Origin of the sequence: Streptomyces sp. NPDC004667, assembly GCF_040609475.1 — a bacterium.
Classification (GTDB): Bacteria; Actinomycetota; Actinomycetes; order Streptomycetales; family Streptomycetaceae; genus Streptomyces.
Genome location: NZ_JBEXKC010000028.1, coordinates 55,610 through 71,056, shown reverse-complemented (window position 1 = coordinate 71,056; position 15,447 = coordinate 55,610). Strand labels below are relative to the sequence as shown.

The window sequence follows — 15,447 nt, the reverse complement described above, 5'->3', positions numbered from 1 at the left end:
GGGTGACATGGTGGGGATCCCCAGGCCGGAGCCCGCCGTCCGACGGGCCACTTCCAGTGCCACCTCGACTGCCGGACCGGGGTCGAACTCGCAGCGGCGCTCCGTCAGGGAACCGGCCCCCGAGTCGTGGATCGACGCCCTGTCGGCCGAGAGCCGGATCTGCCCGGCCACGGTGTCGACCGCCGCGGCGACGACTTCCCGCGTGCCCGGCGGCGCGACACGGCAGCGGAGGAACGAGCGGAGCAGAGCGGCCTCCCGGCCGAGGGGTACGGGACGACCGCCGCCAGCTCCGTGATGGTGGTGACCGTGTCCCGGCCTCGGCACAGGGCTACGGTCTCCTCCGAGAGCTCGGGCACACCGTCGGCTGCCTCGCGCAGCAGCGTGTCGACCCGGCCGAGCATCGCCCGCAGCCGGGAGTTCGGTACGCCGAACAGCTTCTTCCCCCTCGGTCGCCAGGTCACGGATCACCTCCCCGGGAGACCTGCCGGGGGCGGAGAGGGCGGCGGCGAACCAGTGGGCGTCCAGCGCCGCCCGGGCCTGCCGCCACTCCTCCGCCGGCGTACGGGCCCACGTGCTGCTGGAGCCGCTCCCGTCCTGCTCGTACCCGCCTCCAGCCGGAGGGCCCCTGTCGGTACCGAGCCGCTGGGCGATCCGGGCCGCGACCGGGAAGGGCGCGTCCCACTCCGGATCGCCCGTACGCCGGTGGATGACGGCCACGCACTGGAGGGCCTGGGCGCGAGAGCGATGGCGTTCGGCCGGCGCGACAGCTCCCGCATCCGCTCGGCCGTCCACTCGCTGCGGTGCTCGGCCAGGGCATCGATCAGCCGTACCGCCTGATTGCCCTGGCTGCTCGCGCTGTTCGGGTTCAGGTTGACCAGCCATGACCACAGGCAGTGCTCGCCACCGCGGCCGCTCGGCACCGCGTCCTGCGGGTCCGGCTCGGGCCTGAGACAGCACAGCAGGTAGCGGCCCGCCGCGTACTCGAACAGCGTTTGGTTGAAGGAGCGGACGCTGGAGCGACGGTCGGGCTGGACCAGCAGCTCCAGCGGATCGTCTGCGCCGGCTTCGGGGTTCGCCCCGGGCAGGCGGCCGGCCGCGTCCGCGACGGGCAGGGCCACCGCTGCGTCGTGCAACATGAGGTGGGCGAGGGACTGGGCCGGCCAGGAGAGGTCCGGAGAGTGCGGCACGGTGTGCCCGTCGGCCCCGTGGCGGGCGTCGTCGCGGACCCGCCGCTCCCAGTGGCGTTCGTACAGCCCCGCGGCGTCGATCTCGGGAGCGGGTGGCTGCGGTGCGTACACCTCGAAGAGCATGCGGAGCGTCAGCGGCCCGGCGAGCACCTCGCGGACGGGCAGCCCGCGCACCACGGCCTCCAGCAGCGCCGCTACTGCCCTTGCCCGGGTGGTGGGGGAGGCCGTCGGCAGGTAGTGCAGTAGTACGTGGACAGGGCGCGCTCCAGCTCCTCGCCGCTGTGGAAGTCGTCGCTGTGGAAGTCGCCGACGTGGAAGACGACGTCGGACGGTGTCCTGCCGGGGAGGTCCTGGAGGGCGTTGCCGTCGCGGGTGCGGCAGGTCAGGGTGAGCGGTACGCCCCGCTTCTGGCAGACGGCGACCGTACGGCTGAGCACGTTCCGGCCGTCCCCTGCGTGCAGGAGCAGGTCCGCCGTGTCGAGGAGCGCGACGCAGCCGGGCGTCAGGCTCAGTTCGAAGGACTCCAGTAGCCGTTCCCCCTCGCCGGGGCGAGCAACCGCACGTACGCGTCCCGCAGCGAGACCGGAGGGGCATCGGCGGAGTCGTGGTCGGGGAGCGGCATGTCCTGACGGGCGGGCTCGCTGATCTCGTTGGCGAGCTTGCGGTGCCCGCTGCCGCCGTTCCCGGCCCGGTGGGCGGCGAACAGCCGCAGCTGCCGTGCGGCCCTCTCCAGTTCGAGGCGGACACCGGAGGGCAGTACGTACTCCGGCTCACCGAGTCGCGCCAGTGCCTCCACGATGCGCTGCTGGTCCTCGGTGGCGGGCTGTTCCAGCCCGAGGGCTCGGCTGAGCCGCCGCGGCGACCGCTGGCGCCACCCCGTTCCCGGCCCGGACACGCATCCCGTCCGAATCCCTTCGCCGACGGCGCCCGTGAGAGCAAGATGGGACCGGGCAGGGGACACACCGCCTGGTGGGGCATGATCTCAGTGGGGTGAGGCAGATGGGCCGGCGGCACACGGACGCGGAGACGCCCGTGCGGCGGGGCGCCGATGGGCAGCTGTACATGGCCGTGCAGGACGTCACGGCGATGCTGCGCGACATGGCGCGGGCGTTCGAGCTGCAGGCGCAGTCGGGCGAGTTCGCGTGGACGGCAGAGGGCGGCCAGGCGAACCGGGACAGGCTGGACGTGGGCACGATGCGCACGGTCGCGGGCATCCTCTGCGCGCAGGCCGACGAGATGGACGTCCAGCTCATCACGATCGCCGGTCAACACCCTTACGGGTAACCGCCGCTCGCGGCCCAGGCCGGAGTCGGGTGCTCGTCCGGCGTCGGCCGGTGTGCACCCGACTGCTCGGCGCCATTTGCTGGGCCGGCTCGCGTTCGGTTCGTGCCCCCTACGGCAATGTCTACGGCACGGTTACGAGGGGTCCCCGGATTCGGGGATGTCCTCGATCCGCTTTCCGTCGAGCAGGTAGGCGGGCAGACCGGGCTGCTTCGGGTCGACGGGGAAGCCGCGTTCGTACGCCATGCTCGCCATCGCGAGCGGCCCGAGGGCGAGACGGGCGCGCGGCGCCGCCGACCCGGACCAGTACCCGGCGTGTTCCGCGAGGGCTTCCGCCAGCGTCTCGGCGAAGGCGTCGGGGTCACCCGCAACGAGGCGGTGGAAGAGGGCGACGGGCTGGTAGTCGATCCGGTTCACGAAGTCCTTCGGCGCGTGGGTCAAACGCTCCGGCATGGACGACTCCATGGTGGCGAGCAGCTTCTCCACCACCTCGTCCATGGACCGCCGGGAGAAGTAGGCCCGCAGGGTGTCGACCCAGTGCAGGACGTACGCGTCGACGGAGTCGTCCTCCCGCAGCCGCGCCGGCGGCACCGCGCACAGCCGGTCGATCCGGTCCGTCTGGCGGCACACGATCGCGAGGTACAGGGCGTCGAGCCAGGCGCGGGCGTCCGCGGGCGGGTCGGCGGGCGTGGCGGGCAGCCGGCCGACGCGGTCTTCGCCGAGGTGGCACTGCTGGGGTCCCGCGCCGGTGAACAGCGCGGAGCCGAGCTGTACCGAGGTGGCCCAGGCGTCCCACGTGTCGATGCCCGACGCGTCGGGGTCTTCGGCGCAGCGGGCGTGGGCGAGCGCGACGGCGGAGCCGAACGCGCCTCCCAGCCCTGCGGGGTCCGTGGCGAGACGCCGTACCGAGTCAAGGGTCGTTTCTGCCAGTTCGTCGACGTCGGGAGCCTTGTCCGCGGTGCGGGTGGCGATCCGGCCGGCGCCGTCGAGCCGGACCAGGCCCTTCATCAGGGCGAGCAGCTGGGGCGGGGGCTGCAGGGAGAAGGTGCGGGTCTCCTCGTCGAAGACCGTGAGCGAGGTCAGGCCGCCGTCGTGCCACCAGTAGACCTGCGGCGACAGGGCGCCCTGTCCGGAGTCCTCGTGGGCGCCCAACGCGTAGGCGGCGAGGGCGTTGACCGCGCCGACCACGGTTCCGTCGCCGACCGGGTGGAACACCAGGTTGTGCCGGCTGGGCACGACGACGAGGGCGCCGGAGTCGGGGAGCGGCTCACCGGTGACCTGCCGGGCCGTCTCGGAGAGGAACAGGGCCTTGGCGGCGATGAAGTGGGAGTCGCCGTAGACGGAGTGCAGCCGTACCCCCTCTTCGGTGAGTACTTCCGCGTACTCGACGGGTACCCGCATCAGGTTCGCGTACGCCGCCTGCCCCAGTTCCTGGAGCCCGGCACGCTCGACGTCCCTGTCGGTGAGGATCCGTACGCTGGTGGGTCCGTCGAGGGCGTACGCGAAGACGAGCCCGTCGGCCACCACGCGCGCGTAGCGCATGGCCCCTATGAGCTCGGGAGTGAACGCGGCCAGGGGCAGCAGCCGCGCGTGGACACCGCGCAGCAGTTCGGCGGTGTCCGTCGGGTGAAGGGCGTCGTCTTGATTCACCCCTCCGACTCTACGGGGAGGGTGTGACAGCGTGATCACGGGTCTACCGGGCAGGGGCGGTTCGACAAGGTCACGCGTTCCATGTCCTTGCCGCGCCGGTCCAACTCGTCGACGATGCTCCAGTACCCCGGCTGTCCGGATTCCACCGGTCGGTCAGGGCGTTGGAGAACAGGGGAGACAGTGACGAACAACAGCAGTTCCAGGAAGCGTCCGGCAAGGGCGGCGGCCCTCGTACCGCTCTTCATACTCGCCGGGTTGCTGCTGGGCCCGGCGGCAGCCGCGGAGGCGGCCGTACCGGCTGCCCGGCAGGCGCCCGCCGCCGCGGCGCAGGCGCAGAACTCCCTCCAGGTGGGAGCCGGTGTGGCAGCCGGTCTCCGCGCACCGACGTCGTCCCGGGTCCAGGCCGTCACCGGCGACAAGAAGACCAAGAAGAGCAAGAAGAGCAAGAAGAAGGGCGGGCTCTTCTCGAAACTGCTGATCGTCGTGCTCGTCGTCATCGTGCTGATCGTGGTCCTGTACGGGGTCCGCCGGGCGATGCGCCGCAGGTCGGCCTGAGGCCTGCCACGGAAGCGGATCCCGTACCCGCTCGGCACGTCCTGCGGGACGCGTGAATCTGATGGATAATCAGAAGCTTGCGTCTGCGCCGATGTTGACGTCGCGCATCAGGTAGGGCCGGCCGCGGGCGTGGGCGCGGCGGCAGGTTGTGGATGGCGTACAAGGCTTGCGCGGGCCGGACCTCCGCCCGCGCCGCGGGCCGCACGCCATGCCCATCGCGGGCGGTCCCGGCTGCCACGACTGTCGGCGGAAGCCGGGGCCGACCTGCTTCCTCCCCGCGCCGATCGACATTTCCCCGGACGGCCCGAATCCTTTCGGCGGGCACGCGCCTCCTATACGTGTGCCGACAATCGTCGGCACGGGAACAGGAGGTCTTCATGCTCATCGGTATCGCCATCGCCGCCGGAGCCGTGCTGCTCTGCACGTGCGCCTACTTCGTCACGCGCAAGCGGAAGCAAGCCCGTGGCTGACGCGTCCTGGCCCGCCGAACAGCTCGTCGTCGACGCCCAGCGCGGCGACGTCGACTCGATCACCGCACTGGTCGCGGGCTCGCACCCGAACGTACGGCGATTCGCCCGCTCGCTCTGCGCCACTCCCGAGGACGCCGAGGACGCCGCGCAGGAAGCCCTGATCATCCTCTACCGCAAGATCGGGACGCTACGGGCGTCCGGTGCGCTGGCCTCGTGGATGTTCCGCATCGTCCGCAACGAGTGCCTGCGGCGCGCGCGGACGATGCGGTCCGACGCACCCCTGCCGGATGCCGCCGTGAGTTCGGCCGAGGAGGTGGCCCTGCAGCGCATCGAGGCGGGCCGGGTGGCCGCCGCCGTGGCCGCCCTGCCGGCCGAGCAGCGCCGCGTGCTGATCATGCGGGACATCCAGGGCTACAGCGGACGGATGGCCGCCGAGGCGCTCGGGCTCAGTACCGCGGCGATGAAATCGCGCCTGCACCGCGCTCGCGCCTCCGTCCAGCAGTCCCTGCGCGCCACGCCCCGACCCACGACCGGAGACACCGCATGAAGAAGACCACCGGGGCCGACGGCCCCGACTTCGCGAGTGCGTCCCTGCCCCGCCACCTGATCCGCGGCCTGATCGGCTTCGGCAGCCTCATCGCCTCGGTCGCGCTCGTCCCGGTCACGGGCCCGGTCAGCCTGCTGCTCCTGCCGGTCGGCGTGCTGGCACTGCGCGGCTGCCCGATGTGCTGGGCCATCGGCCTGATGCAGACCATCTCGCGGGGCCGGCTGCAGCGCTCCTGCGAGGACGGCCGGTGCACGTTGACGGTCGCGGAGCCCGCGGGGGCCGTTCACGCACCCCGGCCGGACCGGAAGCACGCCGCGGGTGCCGCGGTCCCCACCCCGGGCGTTGCCGGGCCCGCCCGTTACGGGCCGGGGTGACCTGCCGCCGACTCGACCCGGTCGGGTGAGCCGCTGCGCCGGTGGTCCCTCTCCCCTCCCGCGGGGGAGGGGGACACGACTGCCGACGGGACGGCGAAGAGGTGCTCAAGCCGCCGGGGAACGCCTGACCAGGCGTCCGTTGAGGACGACCTCCAGCCAGGTGTAGCAGTCACCGATCCACAGCCCCACCTGCGCCCCGCACCCCTCGCACGCCAGGTTCGGCCCCTCGTGCCCGCCCGGCCCGCAGCAGCCGCCCCATCGGCTGAGGATCTTCGTGGTACCGACCAGGTCGGCCGGGCTCAACAGCAGGTCAACCCCGGGCTCGTGCCCGGCCCGGGACCTGCGCGAGCCCTTGGGCGGCGAGCCCCAGGCGATGCGCCCCGGTTCCGGGTCTCGGGTGTAGGTGCCCGCCGCCATTCTGGGCGGGCAGGGGTCCACGGGAGAGTCGAGTGGCGTCCAGACCTCGTCGTCCGGGGGCGGTGGCACCTCACGCACCGGCACGGACAAGCCGGCGCCGCACACGGCGCAGGAGAAGACCTCGGCACCAGCTGTCTGCATGTCCTCTTCCTCGTCGGTCGGTGCCGCCGAAACTACCCCACGTCACCTCGGAACCTGTCTGCGGCCTACGGCCTACGGCCTACGGCCTACGGCCTACGGCCTGCGGCGGCGGACGCGTGCGTCAGGGCCCGGGGGAGTCGGGCACCCGGCGGAGTTCGAGCAGGACCACCACGATCTTCACCGCCGTGGAGATCGTCAGGGCCTGGAGGAACGGCATGCCCATGAGCCACAGGGCCACCATCATGACCGTGAGGACAAGGAACGCGGGGAGCAGATGGGTGCGCATGACCGCACCCTTGAGGCGTTCGGCTCTGCTCCGATCCCGGGCCACCGTGCCGACCGGGCGCGCGGTGAGGCCTTCTTCGTCGGCTTCCGGCATGGGTGCCGCCCTTCCCTCGTCCTCGCCCCCGTCAACGAGCCTCGGGTACGACCCGGCGGCCTGCCACCGTTGTCACCCGTCCCCGCGGCCATCCGGGGTACGGCACGCCCGATCCGGCCAACGGTTCGGCATGCACGAGGACCGGGGCGTGGCCGGGCACCGCGGTCGTAGTGGATCTTCTGATCGCGTTCTCGCCAACCAAGCCCCCCGCTCACATTGGTCGTTGATCAGAACGGCCCTAGGGTGCTGTGCCGGGGCCGTGCGCGGGCCGCCGAAGGGGTGAGGGCAGTCGATGGAGGAGGGGGAGCACGTGCAGCACGTAGTCGTCCTGGGGGGAAGCATCGCGGGGCTGGCCGCGGTACGGGCCCTGCGGAGCCTTGGCACGCGGGTCACCGTCGTCGAGCCCGATGGACTTGCCGCGACGGCCGCGAGGCGCGGTGTGCCGCAGAGCGGGCAGCTCCATGCGCTGCTCGACATGGGACGGACGCAGGCCGAACGCTGGTTTCCCGGGTTGTCGAAGGACTTGGTCGCCGATGGCGCCGTCCTCGGGTCCGGGAGCGAGATCCAGCTCTTCTCGAACGGACGGCGGAAGGTCAGCGTTCCCGGGAACGAGCTGATCGGCGTGAGCCGCGGCCTCCTCGAAGAGCACATCCGCCGCCGGACCCTGCTGGACGACGGGGTCACGGTGAGGGTGGGCGCGGCGTGCGGCCTGGACATCCGGGGCGCGCGCGTGGTCGGCGTCCGCGTCCGCGCCGCCGACTCCGGCGAAGTGCAGGTGGTGCCGGCCGACGCGGTGGTCGACGCCACGGGCCGGTCGAGTCGGCTGGCCTCCTGGCTCCGGGAGGAGGGGTGGCCGGAGCCCCCGGTCGACCGCATGCGGATCGATCTGGGCTACGCCACCGCGCGCTTCCGCAGGGGAACGGAGCTGCCCGGGGTGCGCGTGGCGCACCAGCTGCCCGCCGCCGCGAGCGGTACCGGCGGGCAGCCGGACACCGGGGCCATGGCCGCGGTGGAGGGCGGCCAGTGGATGGCGGTCATAGCGGCGTACGCCGGGAAGCGCCCGACCCGGGACCCCGCCGAGTTCCGCAGGCGCATGGGGGAGATGGACGCGAGCCCCTTCGGGGTCGTCGCCGACCGGTGCGAGCTGATCGGCGAGGTCGAGACCTACAGCATGGCGCACTCCTCGCGCAGGCGGTGGTGGGACGTGGAGCGCCTGCCCGGGGGACTGTTCGTCGCGGGGGATGCCGTAGCCTCCTTCAACCCGGTGTACGGGCAGGGCATGACCAGTGCCCTTCTGCACGCGTCGTGCCTCGCCGCGTACCTGCGCAAGGGCGGCGACCTCCATGCGCCGGCCCATGCCTACTTCCACCGCATCAGGGTCGTGGTGAACGCGGCATGGGAGATTTCGACGCTGTCCGACCTGGCACAGCCGCACGTCACGGGTCCCTATCCCCGCGGCTACGCCATGGCCAGGAAGATGGCGGAACGGATGGAGGAGGCCTCCATGACGGACGCGTGGGTGAACGAGAGGTTCCTCGACGTCGTCAACATGCGCAGGCGTCCCGCTGATCTGCGGGCGCCACGGTTCCTGTGGCGTGTCGCGATGGCGTGCGCACGGGGGGAGCGATGACGGCGGCGGCGCCGATGCCCGTCAAGCCCGGGACATCGGCGCCGCCGCCGCATTGCGTTGAGTCGTTCAGGAACGGTTCTACGCCTCGACGAAGTTCTCGGGCGTCGAGGCCGGGGCGCCTTGCAGCCGACGGCGCTTGGCGAGCAGCACGCCGGTGCGCGTGAGGACCATGGCCAGGGCCATGAACACGAAGGCGTTCGAGTAGACGTCCTGCCCGCTCAGCTTGTTCTCGATGCTGAACATGATGACGTCCTTCCCGAACCAGTGCTCGGAACCGTAGGCGAACAGCACGCGGGAGGCGGAGACCAAGGTCCAGAGGATCGCGTAGGCGGCGCCGCCCCGCGTGTAGACGTTGCCGTCGGAGCCCCGGTGGGCGGGCAGCAACGGTACGGCGATCAGGCCGCAGAGGATTCCCGCGCCGATTCCGGCGAGCTGGAGCCAGGGGTCGTTCCCGTCCAGGGGGAGCGAATGGACGAAGAGCGCGAGCACGATGGCGATCGCGATGATCGAGCGCAGCAGCCGCATGGTGGTGATCTGACGGGTACCCAGGTCGGTGGACAGGATGATGACCAGGATCACGCTGCTGGCGATCAAGGCGGTCAGGAACGGACTCATGGGGCAACCCCTCGTTTCGGTGAGTGGCGGGGGCGCTTCGAGGCTCTCCCGGATCTTCCACTCCAACGCTAGGGATCGAGAGGGGTGGACCTGGACAACCGACCGATGGACCGGTTGTCCATCGACCGGTGGACACGTCCGCCCGGCGGGCGGGGCACTGCACCCTCCGCGCCACTGACGCGGCGGGGCCGGTCTTCTAGGAGCCGGCCACCAGCCGCCCGTCCTTGTCCACTCCTGCCGCGGCCAGCACCTCGGGGTGGTCGAGAAGGCGGGCCATGCGGACCAGGTGGGCGCGTTGAGCGGCCGCTTCCAGCTCGGAGCCGGGCAGCGGGACGCCCCTGCCGCCGGCCCGGCCGGTTCCGTCCTCGGCGAGTGCCACCGCCCCGAGGAGGACGGCGGCGGCGGCCGCGGCCCGTTCGTCGTCCTTCGACCAGCCCGCGCCGGCGGCAGCCCCGCGGACGCGTTCGGCGGGGGAGTGGCCGAAGTAGGGGTGCAGGCTGCGGATGCCGCTGAGGATGTCGGCCATACGCGTGATCAGGTGCCAGTCCCGTACGTAGAGCAGGCCGAGCTGCGCCACCGGGTTGGGCTCGGTCAGCGCGATCCGGGGGTCGGCGCGACGCGTCAGCTGCCACAGCGGGGCCAGCGCCAGGTAGTCCCGGCGGTCCGCGCGCCAGGTGGCGATGGCGGCACCGGAGAACCCCCAGTTGATGATGACGGCCCCGATCGTGCCGGAGACCGGGCCGAGGCTGTGCAGGGGGTCCAGGCCGCGCCAACCGGTGGCGCCGGCCACGGTGGCCGGCCCGACGCACGCCACGTACCCGGCGATGAACCAGGTGGCGAACGCGATGTGCTGCAGTGCCCGGCGCAGCCGCGGATCGTTCTGGGAGGAGAGGGCGTTGTGCCGGAACCGCAGGGCGGTGGAGACCGAGGCGTAGCCGAGGCCCAGCTGGAACGCGCCCAGCATGACCAGGGCGCCGGGGTCCCGGCCGTAGGTGACGTTGAAGTCCAGCGGGTGCGGTGCGTCGTCGAGCCCGGCCGCGAGGAATCCGGTGATCAGGGCACCCGCGAGGACGCCGTAGACGACGAGCGGCCCGGTCAGCGGGTTGCGGCCGGCCTCGCCCGAGGGGGAGGGGCGCCACAGCAGCGACATGATGTGCGTATGGGCGAAGAAGCCGAGGATGCAGAGGAAGACCAGCAGCTCGGCGAGGTTCTGCCGGCCCGTCAGATCGGCCGTGCCCCGGTAGACCACGGGCGTCGCGAAGACGAAGGCGCCCACGCCCAAGGCGGAGCACATGGCGATCAGCCGTAGCGCGGGCGAGCGTTCCCGCTGCCAGGCGACGAACTTCGCGGAGGTGGTGCACGAGCCGATCACGGCGACGGTGAGGTAGACGATGTTCGCCGTGTCCTCAGACACCGGTCCCCCTGTGACGCAGGGCGGAGCTCACCGAGGTGGTGGCGTCGCCGCTGATGTTGGTGATCATGCTGACGATCAGCCGCCCCAGGGTCTCGGCTTCCAGCTCGGGCGGAGTCTGCCCGCAGGACAGTGTCGACTCGGGCCCGTCGAAGTAGGTGCGGGCCAGCATCATCCGGCTGACCTTGGGGTTGAGGGCGGGAGCCAGGCTCGCGAGCAGCTCGTCCTGAAGGTCATGTCCTGCTGTTTCCGGATCGTGCCCGAGGAAGGCGTGGGCCAGTTCGTGGGCGATGACGAAGTTCTGCAGGATGCTCTGCGAGTCCTTGTCGACCACGATGATGAGCTCGGAGGGCCCCCGCAGGAGTCCTCCCGTGAGCGGGTACTTCAAAGGGAGGTGGAGGATCCGGATCGGCATCCCGCAGCGGTCGGAGACGGCCGATACGACCTCGTCGATGGTCGGGTGGGCCGGCAGCCCCAGTTGCGAGCAGAAGGTGTTGCGCAATCTGCGGAGGGTGCGGATCTCCCGGAGCGTCTCTGAGACGATTCCGACGGTCTCCCGGATTCCCGCCACGGTCTACCCCTTCTGCAAGAACCGCAGCACGTGGGACGCGTGCTGTGGTTCCTTCGTGAATCTGCTGGATTCTGCGTACGCGGTCCCACGTCCATGGACCGCCGACGGTGACGTTCGCCGCGGTGGAACAGGAGCCGGGCTCCGGTGGCTGCCTCCCGCTACCCGTACCGCGGTACGGATGCCGGACCCCACGGCGGGCGACCGCGTCTGGAGAGTCACAGTGAGTAGCTTGTACGTTCATTGCGAGGGAGATCAAGTGGGACAGGCTTCCGGTTGGCGTACTTCCTGGATCGGAAAGCCGTGGGGGAGGGGCAATCGGGAACGAACCGGATGATTCCGGCGGCGGCTTCCCGGGCGGGCCGCCGAGCCCGTCGACCGGGGCAGAGGAGGACGCCCGCGGCCGGCGCGAGGCCGCTCAGTCCCGGGAGCCGGGCAACGTCCCGAGGTAGCGGCTGAGGACCGCCGGGGCGCCGGCTTCGCGCAGCAGTGCCACGAGCTCCACCTGGTCCTTGGTCTCCTGCACCAGGGCGTCGGTGTCGGGGAGGGTGAAGAACGCGGGGCCGGCCTCGATGCCGAAGTGCCTCGCCAGGGCCTCCAGGGGGTCATCCGTGAAGAAGGACGGATCCACCTTGAAGATCTTGCAGAGCAGCTTCGTGGACTCGAGGCTGGGCTTGCTCTTCCCCTCCAGCAGGTTGTAGAGCCACATCCGCGACTTTCCGCACGCCCGGGCCACGTCCGTCTGCGTGTGGGGCCTGCCCTCGTCGGTCGTGCGGGTCTTCAGCAGGTGTCCGAGCCGGCCGATGAACGGGTCGTCGTCCTCTACGGTTCGCCCCGCGGGCTTGCCCGCCCGCAGGGCCTGCAGGAACTCCAGCGGCACACCGGTGGTGTGGCTGACGGCGGCGTTCGACTGGGGCTCTGAGCCCCGCGGGAAGATGTGCGTGAACAGGAAGTCGAGACGCTCTGAGATCAGCAGCGCCCGCTGGTCGCCCGTGCCGCTCATCGATCCCTTTCCTGCCACGTCCGAGTGACCGTCGCCGTGACGGCCCGTCCGGCCGCACGGTGACTGCCGTGATCATCACCGCTTCCGCCGCGTTGGCGGAGGAACCGCCGCCGCACTGGCAGAACTCGGGGCGGCGGGCGCCCCTGCGAGAAGTTACTCGAACTGCATGCCGACCGCACCAAGTCTAACCAGCAAGCAGTGGCGGCGGTCGATTCCAGGTCCCGGTCGGCATCCAAGGGCCGCTGTCCGTCTCCGAGTTGGCGTCATGTGCAAACTATTGTTGACACCGGGCGGAGGGTGCAGCAGGATCTTGTCCATGCCGCCAGCTGGCCGGGCCCCTCCCGAGAGGTGAGGGGTCTTCATGGCTGGTTGTTTGCGCCGCCCGAAGGCAGCGATCCCCACGGGGGAGGGTCGCACCCCGGGTCGGGCAGCCCGTTCGGGCCCCGATCCGACGTCGGAGGGCGGCGCACGGCATCTCTTCCCGATCTCTTCCCGCAGGGGCCGCGCTGCGGCGCCGCCGACTCCGTCAGGCGGCGGTCCCGCCCGAGTTGCGGATCAGCCGCATGAGCACCTTCACCGTGGTGACGTAGTCCGCGTCGTCGATGCCCTCGTGGAGGGCGTCGCGGATCGCGGGACCGTTGAGTGCGAGGTCGACGCGGGCCTGCTCCCCCTCCTCGGTGAGCCACAGCCGGTCCTCGGCGTCCCGGGTCAGCCAGCCCCGTTCCACGAGCACCTCGGCCTCCGCCGCCAGGTCGTCCTCGGGCCGGATGTAGGAGGCCATGGCCTCGTGCAGTTCGGGCAGGGTCATCCCCTCGCCGTCGGGCGAGATGTCGTTCTCCGACAGGTTGCGCAGCAGCCAGAACTGGGGCTGGGTGTAGCCCTTCTCGGCCTGCCGCGCCCGGGTGAAGGCGATGAGCGCCTCGTAGGCGACACCGGTCCAGTAGGCGGCGGGCTGTCCGGCGAGCTCGGCGTCGGAGAGCTGCTGCTGGGTCGTCATGGGGTGTCCCCTCCTGGTGCTTCGGGTGCGGAGCCTGCGTGCCGTGCAGGCCGTACGGAGAACGTAGGACCTCAAGCCCGGTCGAGGTCAAGTGGGTGATCTTCCGGAAGTCCGGGCGAAACCCCTTGCTCAATGGTCAAGAAACGTTGACCATTGGGGGCATGCCTACCGACGAGCTTCCCGAGACGTTCCACGTCACCACCGACGAGCAGCTGCGCGCCGTCTCCAATCTCACGCGCCACCGGATCATGGCCGTGCTCCGCTTCGAGCCCGCGACGATCACGCAGATCGCCGAGCGGGTGGGCCTGGCCAAGGGGAGTTCCAGCTACCACGTACGGCTGCTGGAGCGGGCCGGCCTGGTCAAGGTGGTGCGGACGCGGAAGGTCCGGGGGGTCACCGAGCGGTACTACGCCATGGCCGCGCGGGCGATCGTGCTGCCGGATCCGGGCGAGGGAGGGCCGGACGTGCTGATGCGCCACGCGGTGGCGGACCTGGAGGCGGCACCGGCGGATGGAGAGCGGCACGTGCGGATGGCGCACCTGCGGCTCACCGAGGAGCAGTTCGCGGAGCTGGGGGCGCGGCTGGAGGCACTGGCGGACGAGTACCGCGAGCTGTCCGATCCCTCGCTGCCGGACGCCTCGCTCGTCTTCGCACTGTTCCACCCGGCGCCGCGCCGTCAGACCGAAGGGGACGCCAAGTGAGAACGGAATCACGGAAGTTGCCGGCCGGGTTCGGACGCCTGTGGACCGCTCAGACGGTGTCCTCGCTCGGTGACGGGGTGACGCACGCCGCGCTGCCGCTGCTCGCGCTGACGCTGACCCGGGATCCGATGGCGCTCGCCGTCGTCACGGCCGCCGGAACGCTGCCGTGGCTGCTCTTCGGGGTGCTCGGCGGCGCGCTGGTGGACCGCTGGGACCGCCGGCGAACGATGTGGGTCACGGACGCCGCACGTGCGGTGCTGCTCGCGATACCGGCGGCGGCAGCCGCGCTCGACGCGCTGAGCATTCCGCTGCTCGCGGCCCTCGCCTTCCTCCTCGGCCTCGGCGGACTCTTCTTCGACACGGCCGCCACGGCCTACCTGCCGGATCTGCTCGGCCGCGACCCCGCGCTCCTGGAGCGCGCCAACTCCCGCCTGCGCGGCACCCAGACCGCCGCGTCCGGCTTCGCCGGACCGCCCGCGGGCAGTGCCCTGCTCGCGCTCGGACGGGCGGTGCCGCTGCTCGCCGACGCGGTGTCCTTCGCGCTGTCCGCGCTGCTCGTACGGTCGCTGCCGGCCGCACCCCGGCCCGTACCGCAGGCCCGCGAGTCGCTGCTGCGACAGGCGCGGGCCGGCGCCTCGTACGTGTTCCGCAACCGGTTGCTGCTCGGGCTCGCGCTGCGTCCGGCGGTCGGGAACGTCGCCTTCATCGCCGTGGAGACCGTACTCGCCCTCTTCGCGCACGATCGTCTCGGCATCGACACCTTCGGCTTCGGCCTGCTCCTCACGGCGGAGGCCACCGGCGGTCTGCTCGGCGCGGGCATCGCCTCCTTCCTCGGCCGGCGACTCGGCACCGGCACCGCGCTGACCTGCACGGCCGCGGTCGAGGGACTCGCCGTCCTGGGCCTCGCCGCCGCCCCGAACCCGTACGTCGCCGGCCTCGCGCTCGCCGTCTGCGGAGCGGGCATGGGCGCCACGATGGTGCTCGCCCCCTCCCTCCGGCAGGCGATCGTCCCCCCGCACCTGATGGGCCGGGTCGCCTCCACCTCCCGCATGCTCGCCATGTGCGCCGCCCCGTTCGGCGCCTTCCTAGGCGGCTGGCTGGCCACCACCTACGACGTGCGCACCCCGCTCTACGCCGCCGCCGGACTGCTCCTCACCATGACCGCCGTCACCTCGACCATGACCGGCAACCGCAGGGTCGAGGCGGCGCTGCGGGCCGCGGCCCCGGCCGAGGACCCGGATCACCCGGATCACCCGGATCACCCGGAACCCTCGGAACCCTCGGAACCCGTTCGGGAGCCCGTCCTTCAGGACGCCGTTGCGGCGAAGCGGCCTTCCCCCGGCGAGACGGGGTGATGGGATGGCCGGCCATCGAGTTCCTGCCACGACCGTGGCGGTTTGGCCGGAGTTCCATGGTTCGCCTGCCACGGCTGTGGCAGGATCGGTTCCGCAACAGCCGCTGTGCCGGCGCTCCAACGAGGATGCCGGGGTGATGCGTCCTGAGCGACGTCGGGGGGAGCAG

19 protein-coding genes are annotated in these 15,447 nt (G+C 71.6%); 8 read left to right on the top strand and 11 right to left on the bottom strand.

Translation table 11 applies throughout. The annotated features are described in order from the left end of the window. Positions 1–464: 464 nt before the first annotated feature. The 3 genes from ABZW32_RS18090 to ABZW32_RS18080 form a co-directional block, all read right to left on the bottom strand. Positions 465–1,361, bottom strand: a complete 897-nt coding sequence (locus ABZW32_RS18090) for a hypothetical protein (RefSeq protein ID WP_356216996.1) — start codon at positions 1,359–1,361, stop codon at positions 465–467. A gap of 20 nt (positions 1,362–1,381) precedes the next feature. Continuing rightward, complete coding sequence (locus ABZW32_RS18085) at positions 1,382–1,624, bottom strand: hypothetical protein (protein WP_356216995.1); 243 nt, start codon at positions 1,622–1,624, stop codon at positions 1,382–1,384. A gap of 71 nt (positions 1,625–1,695) precedes the next feature. Next, positions 1,696–2,082 (bottom strand): hypothetical protein, encoded by a 387-nt coding sequence (locus ABZW32_RS18080; RefSeq protein ID WP_356216992.1) that lies wholly within the window; start codon positions 2,080–2,082, stop codon positions 1,696–1,698. A 95-nt stretch (positions 2,083–2,177) separates the two neighbouring features. On the opposite strand from ABZW32_RS18080, the gene ABZW32_RS18075 reads away from it, so the two are divergent. Further along, on the top strand, positions 2,178–2,471 hold the full coding sequence (locus tag ABZW32_RS18075; protein ID WP_356216990.1) for a hypothetical protein: 294 nt from the start codon (positions 2,178–2,180) through the stop codon (positions 2,469–2,471). Positions 2,472–2,603: 132 nt separating this feature from the next. Here the strand turns inward: ABZW32_RS18075 and ABZW32_RS18070 are convergent, their stop codons facing one another. Next, positions 2,604–4,118 carry an immunity 49 family protein gene (locus ABZW32_RS18070; RefSeq protein ID WP_356216988.1) on the bottom strand — a complete coding sequence of 505 codons (1,515 nt, stop codon included), beginning with the start codon at positions 4,116–4,118 and terminating at the stop codon, positions 2,604–2,606. Between the two features lie 180 nt (positions 4,119–4,298). On the opposite strand from ABZW32_RS18070, the gene ABZW32_RS18065 reads away from it, so the two are divergent. From ABZW32_RS18065 to ABZW32_RS18050, 4 genes are all read left to right on the top strand, one after another. After that, positions 4,299–4,673, top strand: coding sequence for a hypothetical protein (locus tag ABZW32_RS18065; protein WP_356216985.1), 375 nt, complete (start codon positions 4,299–4,301; stop codon positions 4,671–4,673). 377 nt (positions 4,674–5,050) lie between these two features. Further along, positions 5,051–5,143 (top strand): LPXTG cell wall anchor domain-containing protein, encoded by a 93-nt coding sequence (locus ABZW32_RS18060; protein ID WP_266846463.1) that lies wholly within the window; start codon positions 5,051–5,053, stop codon positions 5,141–5,143. Beyond that, positions 5,136–5,690: an RNA polymerase sigma factor gene (locus ABZW32_RS18055; protein ID WP_356216982.1), complete on the top strand. Its 555-nt coding sequence runs from the start codon at positions 5,136–5,138 to the stop codon at positions 5,688–5,690. The genes ABZW32_RS18060 and ABZW32_RS18055 overlap by 8 nt, the downstream gene beginning before the upstream one ends. After that, the gene (locus tag ABZW32_RS18050) at positions 5,687–6,064 is read left to right on the top strand and encodes a hypothetical protein (RefSeq protein WP_356216980.1); all 378 of its coding nucleotides are present in this window, start codon (positions 5,687–5,689) and stop codon (positions 6,062–6,064) included. The genes ABZW32_RS18055 and ABZW32_RS18050 overlap by 4 nt, the downstream gene beginning before the upstream one ends. A gap of 105 nt (positions 6,065–6,169) precedes the next feature. On the opposite strand, the gene ABZW32_RS18045 is transcribed toward ABZW32_RS18050, so the two are convergent. Together ABZW32_RS18045 and ABZW32_RS18040 are read right to left on the bottom strand one after the other, a co-directional pair. After that, positions 6,170–6,622, bottom strand: coding sequence for a hypothetical protein (locus ABZW32_RS18045; protein ID WP_356216977.1), 453 nt, complete (start codon positions 6,620–6,622; stop codon positions 6,170–6,172). A 121-nt stretch (positions 6,623–6,743) separates the two neighbouring features. Further along, positions 6,744–7,001 carry a hypothetical protein gene (locus ABZW32_RS18040; protein WP_356216975.1) on the bottom strand — a complete coding sequence of 86 codons (258 nt, stop codon included), beginning with the start codon at positions 6,999–7,001 and terminating at the stop codon, positions 6,744–6,746. Positions 7,002–7,311: 310 nt separating this feature from the next. On the opposite strand from ABZW32_RS18040, the gene ABZW32_RS18035 reads away from it, so the two are divergent. Further along, a complete protein-coding gene (locus ABZW32_RS18035; RefSeq protein ID WP_356216973.1) occupies positions 7,312–8,631 on the top strand; it encodes a hypothetical protein in 1,320 nt (439 codons plus the stop codon). Positions 8,632–8,709: 78 nt separating this feature from the next. On the opposite strand, the gene ABZW32_RS18030 is transcribed toward ABZW32_RS18035, so the two are convergent. The 5 genes from ABZW32_RS18030 to ABZW32_RS18010 form a co-directional block, all read right to left on the bottom strand. Continuing rightward, positions 8,710–9,246, bottom strand: coding sequence for a hypothetical protein (locus ABZW32_RS18030; RefSeq protein ID WP_356216970.1), 537 nt, complete (start codon positions 9,244–9,246; stop codon positions 8,710–8,712). A 196-nt stretch (positions 9,247–9,442) separates the two neighbouring features. Continuing rightward, positions 9,443–10,660, bottom strand: a complete 1,218-nt coding sequence (locus tag ABZW32_RS18025; RefSeq protein WP_356216968.1) for a DUF6545 domain-containing protein — start codon at positions 10,658–10,660, stop codon at positions 9,443–9,445. Continuing rightward, positions 10,653–11,228, bottom strand: a complete 576-nt coding sequence (locus ABZW32_RS18020; protein ID WP_356216965.1) for an ImmA/IrrE family metallo-endopeptidase — start codon at positions 11,226–11,228, stop codon at positions 10,653–10,655. Before ABZW32_RS18020 ends, ABZW32_RS18025 begins: the two co-directional genes overlap by 8 nt. Before the next feature lie 415 nt (positions 11,229–11,643). Beyond that, positions 11,644–12,228 (bottom strand): helix-turn-helix transcriptional regulator, encoded by a 585-nt coding sequence (locus tag ABZW32_RS18015; protein ID WP_356216962.1) that lies wholly within the window; start codon positions 12,226–12,228, stop codon positions 11,644–11,646. Positions 12,229–12,754: 526 nt separating this feature from the next. Further along, entirely contained in the window at positions 12,755–13,225 is a 471-nt protein-coding gene (locus ABZW32_RS18010; RefSeq protein ID WP_356216959.1) for a MarR family winged helix-turn-helix transcriptional regulator, read from the bottom strand. Between the two features lie 161 nt (positions 13,226–13,386). Between ABZW32_RS18010 and ABZW32_RS18005 the strand changes: the two genes are divergently transcribed. Further along, positions 13,387–13,926: a winged helix-turn-helix domain-containing protein gene (locus ABZW32_RS18005; RefSeq protein WP_356216957.1), complete on the top strand. Its 540-nt coding sequence runs from the start codon at positions 13,387–13,389 to the stop codon at positions 13,924–13,926. Next, on the top strand, positions 13,923–15,281 hold the full coding sequence (locus ABZW32_RS18000) for an MFS transporter (protein ID WP_356216954.1): 1,359 nt from the start codon (positions 13,923–13,925) through the stop codon (positions 15,279–15,281). Before ABZW32_RS18005 ends, ABZW32_RS18000 begins: the two co-directional genes overlap by 4 nt. The last annotated feature ends 166 nt before the right edge of the window (positions 15,282–15,447 follow it).